The sequence below is a fragment of the Halobacterium yunchengense genome, from assembly GCF_037031165.1.
Lineage (GTDB): Archaea > Halobacteriota > Halobacteria > Halobacteriales > Halobacteriaceae > Halobacterium > Halobacterium yunchengense.
In genome coordinates, this window is the sequence record NZ_JAYEZL010000006.1 from 288,779 (window position 1) to 307,096 (window position 18,318).

Annotated in this window: 13 protein-coding genes and 1 pseudogene; 9 read left to right on the plus strand and 5 right to left on the minus strand. The window is 72.5% G+C overall.

Annotated features, from left to right (window positions below; all coding sequences use genetic code 11):
* Positions 1 to 66 precede the first annotated feature (66 nt).
* Positions 67 to 1,314 (minus strand): serine hydroxymethyltransferase, encoded by a 1,248-nt coding sequence (gene glyA, locus U5911_RS15805; protein WP_336038021.1) that lies wholly within the window; start codon positions 1,312 to 1,314, stop codon positions 67 to 69.
* 178 nt (positions 1,315 to 1,492) lie between these two features.
* Between glyA and U5911_RS15810 the strand changes: the two genes are divergently transcribed.
* From U5911_RS15810 to U5911_RS15835, 6 genes and pseudogenes are all read left to right on the plus strand, one after another.
* Positions 1,493 to 3,508: a hypothetical protein gene (locus U5911_RS15810; RefSeq protein ID WP_336038022.1), complete on the plus strand. Its 2,016-nt coding sequence runs from the start codon at positions 1,493 to 1,495 to the stop codon at positions 3,506 to 3,508.
* Positions 3,509 to 3,602: 94 nt separating this feature from the next.
* A complete protein-coding gene (tbsP, locus tag U5911_RS15815) occupies positions 3,603 to 4,421 on the plus strand; it encodes a transcriptional regulator TbsP (RefSeq protein WP_336038023.1) in 819 nt (272 codons plus the stop codon).
* A 164-nt stretch (positions 4,422 to 4,585) separates the two neighbouring features.
* Positions 4,586 to 6,367, plus strand: coding sequence for a YcaO-like family protein (locus tag U5911_RS15820; RefSeq protein WP_336038024.1), 1,782 nt, complete (start codon positions 4,586 to 4,588; stop codon positions 6,365 to 6,367).
* 51 nt (positions 6,368 to 6,418) lie between these two features.
* The gene (locus U5911_RS15825; RefSeq protein ID WP_336038025.1) at positions 6,419 to 6,592 is read left to right on the plus strand and encodes a hypothetical protein; all 174 of its coding nucleotides are present in this window, start codon (positions 6,419 to 6,421) and stop codon (positions 6,590 to 6,592) included.
* Between the two features lies 1 nt (position 6,593).
* Positions 6,594 to 7,583 carry a sodium:calcium antiporter gene (locus U5911_RS15830; RefSeq protein ID WP_336038026.1) on the plus strand — a complete coding sequence of 330 codons (990 nt, stop codon included), beginning with the start codon at positions 6,594 to 6,596 and terminating at the stop codon, positions 7,581 to 7,583.
* A gap of 61 nt (positions 7,584 to 7,644) precedes the next feature.
* Positions 7,645 to 10,251: pseudogene (locus U5911_RS15835) on the plus strand (cation-translocating P-type ATPase); the annotation flags it as partial.
* Between the two features lie 189 nt (positions 10,252 to 10,440).
* Here U5911_RS15835 and U5911_RS15840 read toward each other — a convergent pair.
* A complete protein-coding gene (locus U5911_RS15840) occupies positions 10,441 to 11,205 on the minus strand; it encodes a proteasome assembly chaperone family protein (RefSeq protein ID WP_336038028.1) in 765 nt (254 codons plus the stop codon).
* Positions 11,206 to 11,320: 115 nt separating this feature from the next.
* Positions 11,321 to 12,097 (minus strand): 5'/3'-nucleotidase SurE, encoded by a 777-nt coding sequence (gene surE / locus U5911_RS15845; RefSeq protein WP_336038029.1) that lies wholly within the window; start codon positions 12,095 to 12,097, stop codon positions 11,321 to 11,323.
* Positions 12,098 to 12,285: 188 nt separating this feature from the next.
* Between surE and U5911_RS15850 the strand changes: the two genes are divergently transcribed.
* Positions 12,286 to 13,092, plus strand: a complete 807-nt coding sequence (locus U5911_RS15850; RefSeq protein ID WP_336038030.1) for a ZIP family metal transporter — start codon at positions 12,286 to 12,288, stop codon at positions 13,090 to 13,092.
* 21 nt (positions 13,093 to 13,113) lie between these two features.
* Here U5911_RS15850 and U5911_RS15855 read toward each other — a convergent pair whose 3' ends face one another.
* Entirely contained in the window at positions 13,114 to 14,268 is a 1,155-nt protein-coding gene (locus U5911_RS15855) for a putative manganese transporter (RefSeq protein ID WP_336038031.1), read from the minus strand.
* A 147-nt stretch (positions 14,269 to 14,415) separates the two neighbouring features.
* Complete coding sequence (locus U5911_RS15860) at positions 14,416 to 14,628, minus strand: DUF8141 family membrane protein (protein WP_336038032.1); 213 nt, start codon at positions 14,626 to 14,628, stop codon at positions 14,416 to 14,418.
* A 211-nt stretch (positions 14,629 to 14,839) separates the two neighbouring features.
* On the opposite strand from U5911_RS15860, the gene rqcH reads away from it, so the two are divergent.
* Both rqcH and U5911_RS15870 read left to right on the plus strand, forming a co-directional pair.
* Positions 14,840 to 16,969, plus strand: coding sequence for a ribosome rescue protein RqcH (gene rqcH / locus U5911_RS15865; protein ID WP_336038033.1), 2,130 nt, complete (start codon positions 14,840 to 14,842; stop codon positions 16,967 to 16,969).
* A gap of 192 nt (positions 16,970 to 17,161) precedes the next feature.
* Positions 17,162 to 18,229, plus strand: coding sequence for an mRNA surveillance protein pelota (locus U5911_RS15870; RefSeq protein WP_336038034.1), 1,068 nt, complete (start codon positions 17,162 to 17,164; stop codon positions 18,227 to 18,229).
* Positions 18,230 to 18,318 lie beyond the last annotated feature (89 nt).

Genomic DNA, 18,318 nt, shown 5'->3' on the forward strand with positions numbered 1-18,318 from the left:
TCGTAGCGGAGGGTGTTCGTGGTCGGCCGCGTCACTCGTAGCGGAGGGTGTTCGTGGTCGGCCGCGTCACTCGTAGAGGGGGTGCTCGTGGCAGAGGTCCTCGACGGTCGCCGCGACGTCCGCGTACACCTCGGCGTCGCCGACGTTGTCCACGACCTCCGCGATGCAATCGGCGACCGTCTCCATCGCCGCCTCGTCGAAGCCGCGGGTCGTCAGCCCGGGCGTGCCGGCGCGGATGCCAGACGGGTCGAACGGCGACCGCGTCTCGTCGGGGACCGTGTTCCCGTTCAGGACGATGCCGACCTCCTCGAGGGCGTCCTCGGCGTCGCCGCCGGAGACGTCTGGGTGGGAGTCCCGGAGGTCGACGAGCACGAGGTGGGTGTCGGTGCCGCCCGAGACCAGCGAGAAGCCGTGGTCCTGGAGGCGCTCGCCGAGCGCCTTCGCGTTCTCGACGACCTGCGCGGCGTACTCCTCGAAGTCGGGCTGGAGCGCCTCCTTGAAGCCGACCGCCTTCCCGGCGATGTTGTGCATCAGGGGGCCGCCCTGCGCGCCCGGGAACACCGCGGCGTCGACGTCGTCGGCGTACTCCTCGTCGCACATGATGATGCCGCCGCGGCCCGCGCGGATGGTCTTGTGCGTCGACCCGGTCACGAAGTCCGCGACGCCGACCGGCGACGGGTGCTCGCCGGCCGCGACGAGGCCCGTGATGTGCGCGATGTCCGCCAGGTGGTAGGCGTCGACGGCGTCGGCGGCCGCCTGGATCCGTTCCCACTCGACCTCGCGCGGGTACGCGGAGAACCCGGACACGACGATGTCAGGGTCGAACGCCTCGGCCGTCTCCCGCAGCGACTCGTAGTCCAGGCGGCCCGTCCCCGGGTCGACCTCGTAGTGCTCGACGTCGTAGAGCTGGCCGGCGAAGTTCGCGCTGTGGCCGTGGCTCAGGTGGCCGCCGTGCGTGAGGTCCAGCGAGAGGATCCGGTCGCCGGGCTCGAGCACGGAGAAGTACACGCCCATGTTCGCGGACGAGCCGGAGTGCGGCTGGACGTTCGCGTGCTCGGCGCCGAACAGCTCCTTCGCGCGCTCGATGGCGAGCTCCTCGACGTCGTCGGCGAACTCGCAGCCGCCGTAGTAGCGCTTGCCGGGGTAGCCCTCGGCGTACTTGTTCGTGAGTTCGCTCGACTGGGCCTCCATCACGGCCTCGCTGACGTGGTTCTCGCTGGCGATCATCGCCAGCGTCTCTTCTTGCCGGTGGCGCTCGCCGACGAGCGCGTCCGCGACCGCCGGGTCGACCTCCCGGACGTCCTCGTAGCTCATGTCTAGATGGGCCGCTGCCCGTTTCATAAGTCTACCGAGGGCGGTCAATTGCGCCTAATTGCCGGGCGGCGACGACAGAAATATATGCCTGCTGGCAGTACACGTCACTCGCGTGATCGGGTGGGAACAGCGCAATTCCGGAGTGAGGGTCGCTGACGCCAGGGGCAACGAGGTCGAGGTGCGCGTACGCGACTGGCAGCCGACAGGTTGTGGAACGACGCTCGCCGCGCCCGTCGACGCCCGCGCCGCCGGCGTCGCGACGCAGGTCACCGTCCCCGCCGCCACCGGCACCCTCCACGCGCGGGACGGCGACGGCGTGACGAGCCTGGAGGGCCGGTTCCGCCGCACCCTCGAGGACGGCTCGTACCGCCTGGAGGTCGACGCCGCGCTCGACGTGCTCGTGGCCTTCGACGGCCCGGCCGTCGTCGAGGTCACCGACCGCGTCGCGGTCCGGTTCGACGACCCGACGCCGGTCGCGCTCGGCGCCCGCCGGTCCCCGAGCGGGCCGACGGAGACGGTCACCGTCCCGGAGACGCCGGACGGCGTCGCGACGGCCGTGACGCACGCGGCGGCCGCCCACCGCACCACCGCCCCGGACCGGTCGGCCGCCCGGTTCCGCCGCCACCCGCCCCGGTTCGCGTTCGCCGACCGCGTCGACGTCCCCGACCCCGTCGCCGCGGCCACGCCCGAGACGGGCATCGAAGTCGCGGTGCCGCGGTCGCTGCGCGCGCTGTTCGTCGCCGCGCCGCTGGCGTACTACCTCGGCGCCGCGGTCGCCGTCGAGGACGGCGCGACGCCGCGGCTGCGGGCGCCGGACGCCGGCGTCGACTACGCGCTCGACGAACTGGAACGGGACGCGCCGGCGACGCTGGCGCGGGCGTTCTGGCTGGACTGCCTGGTCCGGGAAGCCAGTTCGCCGCACGCCCCGCCGCCGCAGGCCGCCCGCGCGAGCGCGGACGGCCCGCTCGTGGAGCGCGACGTCCTCGCCGACCTCGGCGTCGACCCGGACGCGGCCTACGACGCGACGCCCGCCGAGCGACTCGCGACGTACCTCGAGGCGCCGTTCGAGCGGGTCGCCGACCGGCTGCCGGAGTGGCACCTCTCGATGCACGTCGCGCCGACCCTCGAGCACGTCCGCGCGCTCCCGTTCCTGCTCGACCGGCTGGCGTTCGTCTTCCCGCCGGAGACCGCGGCGCTCGAGCGCCGGGAGCTGCTGGAGCGCTCGCTGGACGACTTCTACCGCGGGCCGCCCGGGCCGGTGGCGACCGTGGAGATGCTGAAGCCGCGGTCCCGCCAGGGCCGCTGGCAGGGCTGGCTCGCGGAGGGCACGCCCATCGACGTGTTCAAGACGCGGCCGGAGGCGTACCGGAACCACCTCGAGTACCGCCGCCGGGACCGGACGGACCTCTCCGTGGCGGTGGTGTTGAACGACCGCAGCATGAGCGGCGAGCACGAGGCCGTCGCGGACGTCTACGAGCGCCGCGCGGACTCGCTGCCGATGGCGGTCGACTTCTACGAGGACCTCACGCGCGCGGAGCTCGCGGACGTCCTCGGCGACCACTACGAGTTCCTCCACTACATCGGCCACTGCGAGGTGGAGGGCCTGCGGTGCGCGGACGGCAACCTCGCGGTCGCGTCCCTCGAGGAGACGAACGTGGAGACGTTCTTCCTGAACGCCTGCGGCTCCTACTACGAGGGCCTGGACCTCGTGGAGCGCGGGAGCGTCGCGGGCGCGGTGACGCTGCGGAAGGTCCTCGACGAGCAGGCGGCGAAGGTCGGCACGGCGTTCGCGCGCCTGCTCGTCCACGGCTTCCCCATCGAGACGGCGCTGCGGCTCGCGCGCCGCCGCATCCGCATGGGGAAAGACTACGCCGTCGTCGGCGACGGCACGCAGACGCTGTCCCGGACGAGCGGCGACGCCGCGACCGTCGCGCACGTCGAACGCGCCGACGGCGGCTGCGAGGTGCGCTACGAGCGGCTCTCCGTCGACGACCACGGCTGCGCGTACGCGCCGCCCGTCGACGCCGTCGAGGGACCGCGGCTCTGCGGGAACCCGGCGGAGTTCGAGCTGCCGGCGGACGCGCTGGCGGGAGTCCTCGAGGACGCCGACCACCCGGTCATCGTGGACGGCGAGTTCTACTGGTCGGACGAGGCGGCCGCCCTGCTCGCGGACGCTCGCCCGACCGCGAAATAAACCCGTTCGCGGCGGCGCTAGCCGGTAAACGGTCGTTTTCCTGTTGCTGGCTCCGGTAAAATTAAATACGGCGTTCCCCAATACCCACGCAGAGATGTCACAGAATCTACTGGGGACGAGGGTGGAGGACGTGGTCCGGGCGGTGCTGGACGCGGAGCCCGCCGAGGTGTTCGTCGTGAACCCCTCCGGCGAGACCGTCCAGGAGTTCGTCGACGTCGCCAACGGCTTCGAGGGGACCCTCCCCGAGATCCGACTGCTCGGCGACGAGCGCACGCTCAGGGACGTCATGGACGACTTCATCGTCGCGTCCAGCGCGGCGAACCTCGTCGAGGAGGGCGCCCTCGAACTGCGCGTCCTCGACGACGACTCCCGGAGTTCGATGCTCGTTACCGACGACCGCACGGTCGCGCTCGTGGAGGCCGGCGGCCTCGTCGGCGGCCTCACGACCGACGACCGCGAGTTCACCGAGACGGCCTACGACGCCGTCACCGAGGACTGGGCCGACGCCGGCGAGTTCACGCTCCGCACGCCCGCCATCGACCGCGTGCGCCAGAGCCTCGACGACGACATCGGCCCGGACGTCGAGGACGACTTCGAGCACGTCCTCGAGTCCCTGGAGACCGCGCGCGGCGACGGCGACGGCCTCGACGAGGTCACCATCAGCCTGCTCGTCGCGGCGAAAAACCGCGTGCTCCTCTACGACATCAGCAAGTGGGGCGAGGACGTCGGCATCGCGTCGAAGGCGACGTTCTCCCGCACGAAGACCAAACTCGAGGACCTCGGGCTCATCGACACGGAGAAGGTGCCCATCGACGTCGGCCGGCCGCGCCTCCGCCTGAAGCTCGCCGACGACCGCCTCGAGGACGCGCCGCCGTCCGAGCTCGCGAACGTCGCGCAGTCCGTCCTCTCGTAGGCGCCGTCCGTCCTTTCGTCACCGCCGTCCACTCTCTTCTGTCGCCGTCCGCTCGTACCGGCCGTCGCTCCCGTCACCCCCCATCTCCCCCCGCCGCCCGCCGAATCCCGTACTGTTTTCCCGCGCTCGCACCACCTGGTAGCTATGCCACAGGAGGAGTCGCGGTGACCGTCGCCGTCGTGGGCGAGGGCGCCGCAGCGGACGCGGTGCGCGGCGCGCTCGCCGCGGTCGACGTCCCCGTCGAATCGACCGGCGTCGCGGCCGTCGCGGACGCGGAGCTCGCCGTCGTGGTCGGCGTCGCCGGCAGCGAGGGCTTCCGGACGGCGAACGAGCGCGCCCGAGAGGGGGACACGCCGCTCGTGACCGTCGAGGTCGGCGGCCTCGGCGGTCGGCCGCTCGCGGACGTCGACGCGGGCGTCGCGTACCTCGCGCCGGGGGGGCCGTGTTTCGAGTGTTTGGCGGCGCGCGCGACCGCGACCGGCCAGGAGCCGGCCGACGCGCCGAGCGCCGACCGCGGAGCCGTCCACGTGGCGGGCGCGCAGGCGGGCCGCCTCGCTGCGGACGCGCTGCGCGGGACCGCCGCACCGGGGGCGGTCCTGGAGGTCCCGCACGCCGAACGCCGCCTCGCCGCCGTCCCGCACTGCGACTGCGAGGCGGAGCGGCCGAGTCGCGCCCTCGACCGGGACGACGACGGTCGCTCGCTGGACGACGCGCTCGCCGCCGCGGAACCGCTCGTCGACGACCGCGTCGGCCTCGTCACGGCGGTCGGCGAGCGCGAGTCGTTCCCGGCGCCGTACTACCTCGCGATGAACGCCGACACCACGGGGTTCAGCGACGCGGAGGCCGCCGGCCAGGCCGCCGGCGTCGCCGCCGACTGGAACGAGGCGTACATGAAGGCCGTCGGCGAGGCCTTCGAGCGGTACGCGGCCGGCGTCTACCGCGCCGGTGACTTCGAGACCGCGCCCGTCGACCGCGAGGACGCGGTGCCGCCGACCGCGTTCGTGCGGCCGGACGACGCCAGCGACGCGAGTGGCGCGAGCGACGCCGACCGAGACACCGACGGCCAGATCGACTGGGTCCGTGGCGAACACCTCGGCACCGGCGCCGACGCGCTCCTCCCGGCGGACCGCGTCGTCTTCCCGCCGCCCGAGGACGCCGGCGGCCCCTCCATCACCACGGGTCTCGGCCTCGGCAACGCCACCGTGGACGCCCTGCTCTCGGGGCTCTACGAGACGGTCGAGCGGGACGCCACGATGCTTTCGTGGTACTCCACGTTCGAGCCGCTCGGCCTCGCCGTCGACGGCGACCCGCGGGGCGGCCAGGACCAGTCGGCCGGCGAGGCGCCGCGAGGCGACGGGTTCGCGGACCTCGAGAAGCGCGCCCGCGGCGAGGGCCTCTCGGTCAATGCGCTCCTGTGCACGCAGGACGTCGACGTCCCGGTCGTCGCGGTCGCCGTCCACCGCGAGGACTGGCCGCGGTTCGCGGTCGGATCGGCCGCCGACCTCGACCCCGCCGCGGCCGCGCGGGACGCGCTCTGCGAGGCCCTCCAGAACTGGATGGAGCTCCGCGCCATGGGGCCCGAGGAGGCCGGCGAGGTCGACGGCGCCATCGGCGAGTACGCGGACTTCCCGCGCGAGGTCCGGGACTTCGTCGACCCCGACACCACCGTCCACGTCGACGACGTCGGGCCCGCGGACCCGCCCACGGGCGCGGCCGAACTCGACGCCGTCCTCGACGCCATCGCGGCCGCTGACCTGGACGCGTACGCCGCCCGCCTGACGACGCGGGACCTCGACGCCGCGGGCTTCGAGGCCGTCCGCGTGCTCGTCCCCGGCGCCCAGCCGCTGTTCGTCGACGACCCCTTCTTCGGCGAGCGCGCCCGGACCGTGCCCCGCGAACTCGGCTTCCAGCCGCGGCTCGACCGGCCGTTCCACCCGTTCCCGTAGGCCGCCGCGTCGACGCCTAGGTTTTTTCGTCGCCTCCCCGTCTGTCCGCGCATGGCCGCCGAGGAGACCTGCGAGCGACACGCCTGGGCGTCGGTCGGCGTGGTCGCCCGGGACGGGGGCGTACAGCGGATCTGGGAGTGCGAGCACTGCCCGGTCTGGACCGCCGAGCAGTTCGACGCCGCCCACGAGCAGCCGTGGGACGAGACCTGGCTGGCCGAGCGCTGACATGGCGGTCTCGGGCGAGCTGGTGTCCCTGGTCTCGGTGGGTGCAGTGGCGCTGTACACGCTCGTGACCGCGGCGAGCCGCGCCATCGACCGCGTGCTGGCGCTCGCGGAGCACTACGACGTCGCCGAGGTGCTCGTCGGCCTGACCGTCGTCGCCGTGGGGACGAGCCTGCCGGAGCTCAGCTCGCACGTCGTCGCCTCGCTGGGCATCCTCTCGGGCGTCTTCGACTACGAGGCGACCTCCGCCGTCGTCATCGGCGGGAACACCGGCTCCTCGACCGTCCAGCAGCTCCTGCTCGTCGGCGTCCTCCTCATCGGCTACGGCAGCCTCGACCTCAGGGGGGCGTTCGTCCGCGACGTCTACCTGCCGATGCTCGCCGCGTTCGCCGTCACGCTCGCGCTCGCGTGGGACGGGACGATCGGCCGGCTCGACGGCGTGCTGTTGCTGGCGCTGTACGTCGCGTACGTCGCGGTCAGCATCCGGCGACGGGAGCGAACGCAGACGCTCCGGGAGCCGCCGAGCGTCGACCCGCGCCGGGACGCCCTCGCCGCGGCGGGCCTGCTCGTGCTCGTGGTGCTCGCCGCGTCGCTGCTGCTCTCGGTCGCCGAAGTGGTCGTCGAGCGCCTCGCCCTCGGCGGATCGACCGTCGGCGTCGTCACCATCGGCGTGGCCGCCGCGCTGCCGGAGCTGACGGCCGTGACGGACGCCGTCCGCCGCCGGTCGCCGAACGTCGCGCTCGGCACCCTCGTCGGGAGCAACGTCGTGAACCTGCTCGTCGGGCTCGGCCTCGGCGGCGTCATCTCCACGTACTACGTCCCGCCGGTCGTCGTCCTCTGGGACCTCCCGTTCAAGTTCGCCGCCGGTGCGGGACTGCTCGCGTGGGCGCTGTACGCGAACGACGGCGAGCTCTCGCGGGGCGCGGGCGCGACCCTGATGGGGCTGTACTTCCTGTTCGTGGTCGGTCGGCTGCTGTTGTTCCCGGGCCAGTGACGCGGCACGGCGCGAGCGCGGCCACCAAACGACCAAGAGGCAGGCGAGTGAACGTCTACCAGTGGCCGAAGCACCGCCCAGTCAGCCGGTCGACTCGGTCCTGTCGGCCCACGACGCGACGACCGAGGGGCTGTCCCGGGAGGAGGCCGAGCGCCGCCTCGCGACGCACGGCGAGAACGACGTCGTCCAGGTGAGCGAGCGGACGCCGCTTTCCATCCTCGTCGCGCAGTTCGACAGCGTCCTCATCTGGGTGCTCGTGGCCGCGGCGGCGCTCTCCGTCTGGGCGGGGCACGCCGTCGACGCGGTCCTCATCGTCGTCATCGTCGTCGCCAACGGCGCGTTCGGCTTCGTGCAGGACTACCGGGCCGAGCGGAGCCTCGAGGCCCTCCGGGAGCTGACCGCGCCGACGGCGACGGTCCGGCGCGGCGGCCGGACCGTCGAGGTCGACGCGACGGACGTCGTCCCCGGCGACGTCCTCGAACTCGAGAGCGGGGACGTCGTCCCGGCGGACGGACGCGTCGTCGCGGAGACGGACCTCGAGGTCGACGAGGCGGCGCTCACGGGCGAGAGCGCGCCGGTCTCGAAGTCCACGGAGCCCGTCGACCCGGACGCGCCGCTCGCCGAGCACGCGAGCATGGTGTACAAGGGGACGAACGTCACGCGCGGGAAGGCCGCGGCCGTCGTCACGGCGACCGGCATGGACACCGAGGTCGGCGCCATCGCCCGGGAGCTGGCGGCCACCGAGGAGACGCGGACGCCGCTCCAGCAGGAACTCGACCGGCTCGGCCGCCGGCTCGGCGTCGGCGTGTTCGCGCTGGCAGCGCTCGTCGTGCCGCTGCTGTTGCTCCGCGGGACGCCGCTGGTCCAGGCGGGCCTCACTGCGGTGTCGCTGGCGGTCGCCGCCGTCCCCGAGGGGCTCCCGGCGGTGGTGACGCTGACGCTCGCGCTCGGCGTGCGGCGGATGGCCGAGGAGAACGCGCTCGTCCGCCGGCTGCCCGCAGTGGAGGCCCTGGGCGCCGTCGACGTCGTCTGCACGGACAAGACCGGGACGCTCACCGAGGGCCGGATGACCGTCAGCGACGTGTGGGTGAACGACGCGGTCGTCGACCTCGACGACGTCGATGCGGACGCGGTCGTCGACCGCGGGGCGAGCGAGGGCGACGCGGTCGTCGACCTCGACGACGACGGTGACGCGGTCGAGGAACGCCTGGGCCTGCTGTTGCGGGCGGGCGCGCTCTGCAACGACGCCACCAGCGAGGACGGCGACCCGACGGAGCGGGCGCTGGTCCAGGCCGCCGAGGCCCACGGCGTCGACGTCGAGGCGCTCCGCGAGCGCCACCCGCGCACCGACGAGGTTCCGTTCTCCTCCGAGCGGAAGTGGATGGGGACGGTCCACGGCGACGTCGGGTACGTGAAGGGCGCGCCAGAGGTCGTCCTCTCGAAGTCCTCGCGCGTAGCGACCGCGGACGGACCGGCGCCGCTCACGCCGGAGGCGGCCGAGCGCGTCCGCAGCCAGGTCGAGGCGTTCGCCGACGACGCGCTCCGCGTGCTCGCCGTCGCGTACGCCGAGGAGCCCGGCGACGTCGAGGGCGACCTCGTGTTCCTCGGCCTGGTCGGGCTGATCGACCCGCCGCGGGCGGAGGTCGCCGACGCCCTCGCGGCGACCGAGCGCGCCGGCATCGCCGTGAAGATGGTGACCGGGGACAACGTCCGGACGGCCGCCGCCATCGCCGAGTCGCTGGGGATGGGCCAGACCGTCATGGAGGGCCGGGCGGTCGAGGCGATGGACGACGACGAGCTCCGCGAGCGCGTCGAGGACGTCGACGTGTTCGCGCGGACCTCCCCCGAGCACAAGGTCCGCATCCTGCGCGCGCTCAGGGCCAACGGCCACGTCGTCGCGATGACGGGCGACGGCGTCAACGACGCGCCAGCATTGAAGAACGCGGACGTCGGCGTCGCGATGGGCGTCCGCGGGACCGACGTCTCCAAGCACGCCAGCGACGTGGTGTTGCTGGACGACAACTACGCGACCATCGAGCGGGCGGTCGAGCGCGGGCGGGCGATCTTCGACAACGTCTGGAAGTTCGTCGCCTACCTGCTCAGCGCGAACGTCGCCGAGGTCGCCATCGTGTTCCTCGCGTCGCTGTTCGGCTACCTCGTGCTGCCGGCCGTCCAGTTGCTCTGGATCAACCTCCTCACGGACGGGCTGCCCGCGCTGGCGCTCGGCGCGGACCCGAAGAGCGGCGACGTGATGGAGCGGCCGCCGCGGGACCCCGACCGCGGCATCGTCGACTCGCGGATGCTGGCGCTGGTCGGCGGCGCTGGCACGGTCTCGACGGTCGTCATGCTCGCGTTGATGTTCTACGCGCTCGACGGCGCGGCGGCGGTCACGCCGTACGCGATGACGATGGTGTTCACGGGGTTCGTCGCCCTCGAGTTCGAGAAGCTGTACGTCATCCGGTGGCTCCGGGACACGCCGACGTTCTCGAACCCGTGGCTGGCCGTCGCGGTCGGGGCGTCCCTGGCGCTCCAGCTCGCGGTCCTGTACACGCCGCTCCGGGAGTACTTCGGGACGGTGCCGCTGGCGCTCGCCGACTGGGCGGTCCTCGGCGCCGTCCTCGCCGTCGCGCTCCCCGGCTACCTCGCCGTCGTCGCGGCGATCCGGCGGTACGTCCCGCTCGCGACGGCAGGCGGAAACGTCCCCGAGGGGACCGAGAACGGGCACGAGGGGGCCGGTGCCGGGCCCGGGGAGGCCGGTGCCGGACCCGGGGAGGCCGGTGCCGGACCCGGGGAGGCTGGCGACGGACCCGAGTGAGCCGTCGGCGCCCGCTCGCGCGGTGGCGCCGACGTCGGGTCCTCAGTGGTACATCATCTCGTAGGTCGACTCGGTGAGGCCGTCCCCGTCCGTGAGCTGTCTGAACTGGGCAGCGGTCCGCTGGTAGTTCTCCCGGATCGACTCCGCGCGCTCGGCGAGCGGCGCCGTGTCGATCGAGAAGTCGACGAGGGGTTCGAGGGCGTCGTCGATGAGCGCCTTCGCGCCCAGGGGGTCCGGGACGAACGGGTCCACGTCGGTCTTGACGAGCAGGACGGCGGTCGGGACGCCCGCGTGGTAGAAGGCGCTCGCCAGCGCGCCGGTCGGGCCGACGATCAGCCCCGCGTCCGCCTCGACCGGGACCGCGGCGTCCTCGAAGGAGGACCGGAGCGCCGGCGTGGACCCGACCGCGGAGACGACGGTTTCCCCCGGGGGGCCGACCGTCGGCACCTCCACGAGGAAGACGGCCAGCGAGAGGCTGTCCGCGAGCGCGTCCACCAGGGTCCGGCCGAGGTCGGCGAACGCGGCCGGCGGGACCGCGGTGTCGCTCACCAGCCCGACCACCGATGTCGAGTCGCGGGCGTACACCCGGACCGGGTCCCGGACGCCGCCGTCCTCGTAGGAGAGCACGGGGAAGTGCGCGGCCGATTCGACGCTCCCGACGTGGGACAGCCCCAGCTGGTCGACGATCTCCTCGACGGCGATGGAGGCGACGAGCCCGTGGCCGGGGAGCCCCTCGACGAGCGTCAGGCCGTCGGTCGGCAGGTCGCCGTGTTCCGCGTACCGCATCGAGTCAGTCGGTGGAGCCATACGCCACGTACGCGCGCCAGGACACTAACCCGTGTGGGAGAGAATCACATTCGCGCGTGAGGTCGGACTCGTCCCACTGCCGGAGCGGGACGTGCGAGGACGGGGCGTCGGCCGGCTACAGCAGACCGCCGGGCGTCGCGCCGTCGGCGACGGTGTGGGGGACGGTGAGGGGGGTGACGCTGACCTCGTTGTCGACGCAGGCGCGGCGGTCGGTGCCGGCGGGGTCGGGGACGTCGCGGTCGAGGAAGTCGTGCCAGAGCTGGTCCTCGATGTTGACGAGGCCGTCGTTGATGGTGGCCTGGAGTTCGTACTCCTCGGTGGGGCGGGTGACGCGCTTGACGGGGTTCGTGGCGTACTCGGTGGCGGGGGCGTTGATGGAGAGGTAGTCGGCCGTGGGGAGGAGTTCGCCGGCGACGAACCCGGGGAGGACGTCGGTGACGGCGTCGGCGGAGGTGTGGAACTTGTCGTACGTGGGCTCCCAGCCGCCCGCCGGGTCGAACTCCCAGTCGTACATGGAGGCGGCGACCGCGGGGAGGCCGAGGAAGGAGGCCTCCATCGCGGCGCCGACGGTGCCGGAGCGCGCGAGGATGTGCGCGCCGAGGTTCGGGCCGTCGTTGCAGCCGGAGACGACGACGTCGACGGGGTCCTCGATGGCGGCGACGCCGAACGCGACGCAGTCCGCGGGCGTGCCGTGGACGGCGTAGCCGCCGTCGCGTTCCTCGAAGTCGATGCGTTCGAACGTCCGGGTCTGGCCGCTGCCGGACTGCTCGTTTGCGGGCGCGACCACGGTGACGTCGTGGCCGTCGTCGGCGAGGTAGTCCCCGAGGGCGCGGATGCCCGGGGCGTCGATGCCGTCGTCGTTGGTGAGGAGGACGGAGAGCGACTCGGTCATTGACTGGGGTTGCGACTCGGTGGTCCTATTGGTTGCGGTCCCGGACCCGTCGGTGGCGAACGCCCGCCGCGACTGGTCGACGGCCGGGCTCGAGTGGTCTGTGGCCCCGGCTGGACGACGGCAGGGCTCGAGTGGGCTGCGTCCGGTGCGGAGCCGAATTTAAGACCGGGGCGCGCGACGACGGGAGTATGCTGGAGGAGTGGTTCCTCGGCTTCGTCGGCGCGGACCCCCTCGTGCAGGCGCTCGTCGGGGGGCTCGTCATCGCGGGGATGAACCTCGCGGGGGCCTCGCTGGTGCTCGTCTGGCGGAACCCCAGCCAGCACGCCCTGGACGGCGCGCTCGGGTTCGCGGCGGGCGTGATGCTCGCGGCGAGTTTCACGAGCCTCATCCTGCCGGGCATCGAGTTCGGCGGCCGGAACGGGCTCTTCGAGGTCGTCGCGGGCATCGTCCTGGGCGTCGCGTTGCTGGACCGCGCGGACCGCTGGGTGCCACACGTCCACGTGCTCATCACGGGCCGCGCGCGCAGCGACCAGACCGTCTCGCAGGCGGACCTCGCGCCGATTCTGCTGTTCATCGTCGCCATCACCATCCACAACATGCCGGAGGGGCTGGCGGTCGGCGTCGGGTTCGGCAGCGGGAACGTCTCGGAGGGCCTCTCGCTGATGCTCGCCATCGGCATGCAGAACGTCCCGGAGGGGATGGCGGTGTCCGTGGCGGCGGTGAACGCGGGGTTCGACCGGTCGTCGTACGCGGTGCTCACGGGCGCCCGGGCGGGCCTCGTGGAGGTGCCGATGGTGCTGCTGGGGGCGTGGGCGGTGACGGTGTCTGGCATGATACTGCCGTACGCGATGGGGTTCGCGGCGGGCGGGATGCTGTTCGTCATCAGCGACGAGATCGTGCCGGAGACGCACGCGCACGGCAACGAGCGCGTCGCGACCCTGGGCCTGATGGCGGGCGTCGTCGTGATGTTGTCCCTGGACGTGGCGCTCGCCTGAGAGACGACAGCCGCGACCGCGTCAGACGACGCCGAAGCCGAACAGGGGACCGTACGCCAGGTGGAGGCCGACGCCGACGACGAGCGCGGGCAGCGTGGTGTAGATGGTGGCGACGACGGCGGCGGTCTTGTCGACGGCGAGCAGTGGGAACAGCGCGTCGCCGTCCTGGCTGACGGCGTTCGCGGCGAGCGCGGAGAACGGGATGGCGCCCTCGCTGTACGCGGTCGCGAGCACGATCTGGGGACCGCAGCCGGGGATGAGGCCGACGACGGCGCCGCCGACTGGCGCGAGCAGGCCGGCGGCCGCGGCGGCCGCCTGGATCTCGACGCCGGAGGCGACGACGCCGTACTCGTAGACGAGGTAGCCGGCGACCACCCAGACGGTGACGAAACTCGTCTCGAAGGCGGCGTGCCGGAACGCGGCGCCGCGGCTGCCGGCGGTGCCGCCGCGGCCGGGCGGCGAGCTCGGGACGAACCGGCGGCCGACGAAGTAGAGGTACAGCGAGACGAGCGTGCCGGCGACGCCGACGACCGTGAACAGCCCGTCGAAGCCGACGCCGACCTCGAACGCGACCTCGGGGGCGCCGCGGAGGAGGTAGGTGGCGCCGAGCGCGAGCGCCGCGAGCGCGAGCACCCACCAGGCGGCGAGGAGGGCGTTCGTCAGGGGGGTGAGCAGGCGGTGGTCGCGGCCCGGCGTGACTGTGCAGGCGTCCGCCCGGACGGTGCCGCCGTCGGGCTGGGGGTCGAGGCGGGCGACCGCGCGGTTGACGCGGGAGACGCCGACGCCGAACTCGTCGATGGCGTAGCCGGTGAGGACCGCCGAGACGAACGCGAGTCCGTACGCGTACACCGCGGCCTCGGGCGCGAGTGCGAGGATGACGAACGCGGAGTCGCCGGCGGTGGCGGCGAGCGTCGCGACGACGGTGCCGAACGAGACGCTGCCGCGGACGTACAGCGGCATGACGACGATGGCGCCGCCGCAGCCGGGCGTGAGCCCGAGCAGCGCGCCGACCAGCGGCTGGAGGCGCTCGTTCGCCTCGAGGCGCGCGAGCAGCGCGCCCTGCGAGTAGTACTGGAGGAGGCCGAACGCGACGACGGTGACCGCGACGAACGCGCTCACCTGCACGTAGGCGTCCCGCACGGAGACGAGGAAGATGTCCGCGAGTTCCGGGAGCATGATTAGACGAGTCTAATCTACACATTCGCCCACTGCAATTTATAGGTTTGGTTGCGGTCAGCCGGTCGCCCTGAGCGACGCAACCGCACGGCCGTCACGACCGCTCGCCTGCTGCAAAGCAACCGCACGGCCGTCACGCCGGCCCGCCTACCGCGAGGACGCCTCCCGCAGGACGTGCAGCGACGTGGGGACGTTCGCCACGACCAGCCCGAAAACGCCACCGATCAGGGGTTCCACCCCGACCGACGGCCCGAGCAGGTACCCCAACCCGAACCCGAGCGGGTCGAAGACCGCCGCCAGCACGATGAGCTGCTGTTCGAAGGACAACGCCTCGAACCGCCGCGCGAGTTTGCTCGCCATGAGTGCCGGTCGCGGATTCCCCCGCCGATTACCTAACTTGCCGTGCGCGGTCGCAGCCACGGAGAAACCCCACTGTCGCAGGGCGAGTGCGCTCCCTTTGGTCGGCAACGCCGCTCGCGGTCCCCCCGGTCGCCGTTCGCTGTAACGTACCCACACTTCGTTCGGCACCGCCGACCGTAAGGCAGAGGGCCGCCCCACCCGAAGCCCGCCCATGGACCAGAAGCGGGAGCTGACGAGCGTCGACCTCGTCGCCCTCACGGCGGAGCTCAACCGGCTCCAGGGGGCGAAAGTCGACAAGGCCTACCTCTACGGCGACGACCTCCTGCGCCTCAAGATGCGGGACTTCGACCGCGGACGCGTCGAACTGCTCGTGGAAGTGGGGGAGACGAAGCGCGCGCACACCGCCGCGCCGGAACACGTCCCGGACGCGCCGGGGCGGCCGCCGAACTTCGCGAAGATGCTGCGGAACCGGCTGTCGGGCGCGGACTTCCACGAGGTCCGCCAGCACGGCTTCGATCGCATCCTCGAGTTCGAGTTCCGGCGCGAGGACCAGGACACCACCGTCGTCGCGGAGTTGTTCGGCGAGGGGAACGTCGCGGTCGTCGACCAGAACGGCGAGGTCGTCGACTCCCTGGACACCGTCCGCCTGCAGTCCCGGACCGTCGCGCCGGGCGCCCAGTACGGCTTCCCGTCCGCTCGCGTCAACCCCCTCGAGCTCGACTACGAGGAGTTCGCCGCGAAGATGCGCGACTCGGACACGGACCTCGTGCGCACGCTCGCGACCCAGCTGAACTACGGCGGCCTCTACGCCGAGGAGCTCTGCACGCGCGCCGGCGTCGAGAAGACGAAGGCCATCGCGGACGCCGGCGACGAGGAGTTCCGCGCGCTCTACGACGCGAGCGAGCGCCTGCTCGACGCCGTGCGGTCAGGCGACCTCGACCCGCGCGTGTACTTCGAGCGCGCCGACGGCGAGACCGGGGACGGCGAGGCGGAACGCGGCCGGCGCGTCGACGTCACGCCGCTCGCCCTCGAGGAGCGCAGCGACCTGCCGTCGGACGCCTTCGAGACGTTCAACGAGGCCCTCGACGACTACTTCACGAACCTCGACACCACCGAGGAGGAGGAGAGCGGCGAGACCGTCCAGCGCCCCGACTTCGAGGCCGAGATCGAGAAACAGCAGCGCATCATCGAGCAACAGGAGCAGGCCATCGAGGACTTCGCCGAGCAGGCCGCCGCAGAGCGCGAGAAGGCCGAGTTGCTGTACGCGAACTACGACCTCGTCGACGACATCCTCTCGACGGTCCGGGACGCCAGGGAGGCGGGCCACGGCTGGCGGGACATCGCCGAGACGTTCGAGGACGCCGCCGGCGACGTCCCGGGCGCGGACGCGTTCGCGGGCGTGAACGAGTCCGACGGGACGGTCCGGGTCCGCCTCGACGACTACACGGTCGAGGTCGACCCCGGGGCCGGCGTGGAGAAGAACGCCGACGAGCACTACAAGGAGGCCAAGCGCATCGAGGAGAAACAGGCGGGCGCCCGGCAGGCCATCGAGAACACGCGCGAGGACCTCGAAGCCGTCAGGCGGCGCCGCGAGGAGTGGGAGGCAGAACCGGAGGACAGCGGTGCGGACGACGACGAGGCCGAGCAGGACGTCGACTGGCTGTCCCGGTCGTCCGTCCCGGTCCGCAAACAGGAGCAGTGGTACGAGCGCTTCCGGTGGTTCCGCACGTCCGAGGGCTTCCTGGTGCTCGGCGGCCGGGACGCCGACCAGAACGAGGAGCTCGTGAAGAAGTACATGGACCGCTACGACCGCTTCTTCCACTCGCAGGCCCACGGCGGCCCCATCACGGTGCTGAAGACGTCCGCGCCGAGCGAGCCCGCGAAGGACATCGAGGTTCCGGACGCGAGCAAGCGCCAGGCCGCCCAGTTCGCGGTCTGCTGTTCGTCGGTCTGGAAGGACGGCCGGGGCGCCGGCGACGCGTACATGGTGACCCCCGACCAGGTGTCGAAGACGCCGGAATCGGGCGAGTACCTCGAGAAGGGCGGGTTCGCCATCAGGGGGGACCGCACGTACTTCCGGGACCTGCCCGCGGAGTGGGCGGTGGGCATCGCCTGCGAGCCGCACACGCGCGTGCTCGGCGGCCCCGTCGACGCCGTCGCCGACCAGGTGGAGACGATGGTCGAGATCGAGCCCGGCCGGTACGCGCAGGGCGACGCCGCCAAGCGCATCTACCGGGAGTTCCGCGAGCGCTTCGCCGACCAGTCGTTCGTCCGGAAGGTCGCCAGTCCCGGCGAGATCCAGAAGTACATGCCGCCCGGCGGCAGTCGCATCCGGGACTGAGTACGGCGAGAGCCGGGTGGCAGCCGCATCCGGGACTGAGCACGGTGAGAGCCCGGCGGCAGCCGCATCCGGGACTGAGCACGGTGAGAGCCCGGCGGCAGCCGTATCCGGGACCCGAGCGGCGACCGCCGCGCCGACCGGACGGCCCTCGGAGTAGCAGGACACTAATGCGTCGCCCGTCTCGGTCGACGTATGCAACTGAAGGAGCGCCGGACCGTCGAGGGCGGCGCCGAGCGCATCACGCTCGTCCCAGAGAGCCTCGACGACCTCTGGCACCTCGCGTACGTCCTCGAGCCCGGCGACCTCGTCGCGGGCGACACCCACCGCCGCATCCAGCGCGACGACGACCAGATGCGGGACACGGGCGGCGAGCGCGAGCACATGCACGTGACCATCGACGTCGAGGACGTCGAGTTCCACAAGTTCTCGAACCGCCTCCGCGTGGCGGGCACTATCGCGGACTGCTCCCGGGAGGACCAGCTCGGCCTCCACCACACGCTGAACGTCGAGGCCCGCGAGGAGATCGAGGTCGAGAAACACTGGAAACCCGACCAGCTCCAGCGACTGAACGAGGCCGTCGAGGCCACCGACCAGCCCGACGTCGCCATCGCGACCGTCGAGGAGGGGGAAGCCTACGTCCACGTCGTCCAGCAGTACGGCGTCGACGAGTACGGCTCCTTCAGGGGGACGACCGGGAAGGGCGAGTACGCGCGCAGCCGGGACGAGCTCTTCGAGAACGTCGCGAGCGCGCTCTCCCACCTGGACGCGGACGCCGTCATCCTCGCCGGCCCGGGGTTCACGAAGCAGGACGCCCTCGACTACATCCGCGAGGAGTACCCCGAGGTCGCGGAGACGGTGACGACCGTGGACACGAGCGCGGTCGGCGGCCGCGGCGTCCACGAGGTGCTGAAGCGGGGCGCCGTCGAGGACGTCCAGCAGGAGACCCGCATCGCCGAGGAGTCCGAGCTCATCGACGAGCTCACCGAGCAGATCGCGACCGAGGGGAAGGCCGCCTACGGCATCGACGAGGTCGAGAAGGCCGTGGAGTTCGGCGCGGTGGAGACGCTGCTGATCCTCGACGAGCGCCTGCGGAAGGAGCGCGCCGGCGAGGGCGACTGGGACGTCGACGTCAACGACCTCGTCACGCAGGTCGAACGGCAGGGCGGGGACGTCACCGTGTTCAGCCACGAGTTCGCGCCCGGCGAACAGCTCCGGAACCTCGGCGGCGTCGCCGCCGTCCTCCGGTACCGGCTGGATTGAGCACTGCGGTCGGCAGTCTCGTCGCTCGCCGTCGCGGTACGCGGTCCCGTCGAGTGACGCCGCGGCGGAAAGTCTCAAATCTTGTAATC

Bases quoted from the DNA above. Each gene is read 5' to 3' on its own strand.
- tbsP (WP_336038023.1), top strand. From the start codon at position 3,603: ATGTCACAGAATCTACTGGGGACGAGGGTGGAGGACGTGGTCCGGGCG.
- glyA (WP_336038021.1), bottom strand. From the start codon at position 1,314: ATGAGCTACGAGGACGTCCGGGAGGTCGACCCGGCGGTCGCGGACGCG.
- U5911_RS15830 (WP_336038026.1), top strand. From the start codon at position 6,594: ATGGCGGTCTCGGGCGAGCTGGTGTCCCTGGTCTCGGTGGGTGCAGTG.
- U5911_RS15860 (WP_336038032.1), bottom strand. From the start codon at position 14,628: ATGGCGAGCAAACTCGCGCGGCGGTTCGAGGCGTTGTCCTTCGAACAG.
- U5911_RS15850 (WP_336038030.1), top strand. From the start codon at position 12,286: ATGCTGGAGGAGTGGTTCCTCGGCTTCGTCGGCGCGGACCCCCTCGTG.
- U5911_RS15870 (WP_336038034.1), top strand. From the start codon at position 17,162: ATGCAACTGAAGGAGCGCCGGACCGTCGAGGGCGGCGCCGAGCGCATC.
- rqcH (WP_336038033.1), top strand. From the start codon at position 14,840: ATGGACCAGAAGCGGGAGCTGACGAGCGTCGACCTCGTCGCCCTCACG.
- U5911_RS15825 (WP_336038025.1), top strand. From the start codon at position 6,419: ATGGCCGCCGAGGAGACCTGCGAGCGACACGCCTGGGCGTCGGTCGGC.
- surE (WP_336038029.1), bottom strand. From the start codon at position 12,097: ATGACCGAGTCGCTCTCCGTCCTCCTCACCAACGACGACGGCATCGAC.
- U5911_RS15855 (WP_336038031.1), bottom strand. From the start codon at position 14,268: ATGCTCCCGGAACTCGCGGACATCTTCCTCGTCTCCGTGCGGGACGCC.
- U5911_RS15840 (WP_336038028.1), bottom strand. From the start codon at position 11,205: ATGGCTCCACCGACTGACTCGATGCGGTACGCGGAACACGGCGACCTG.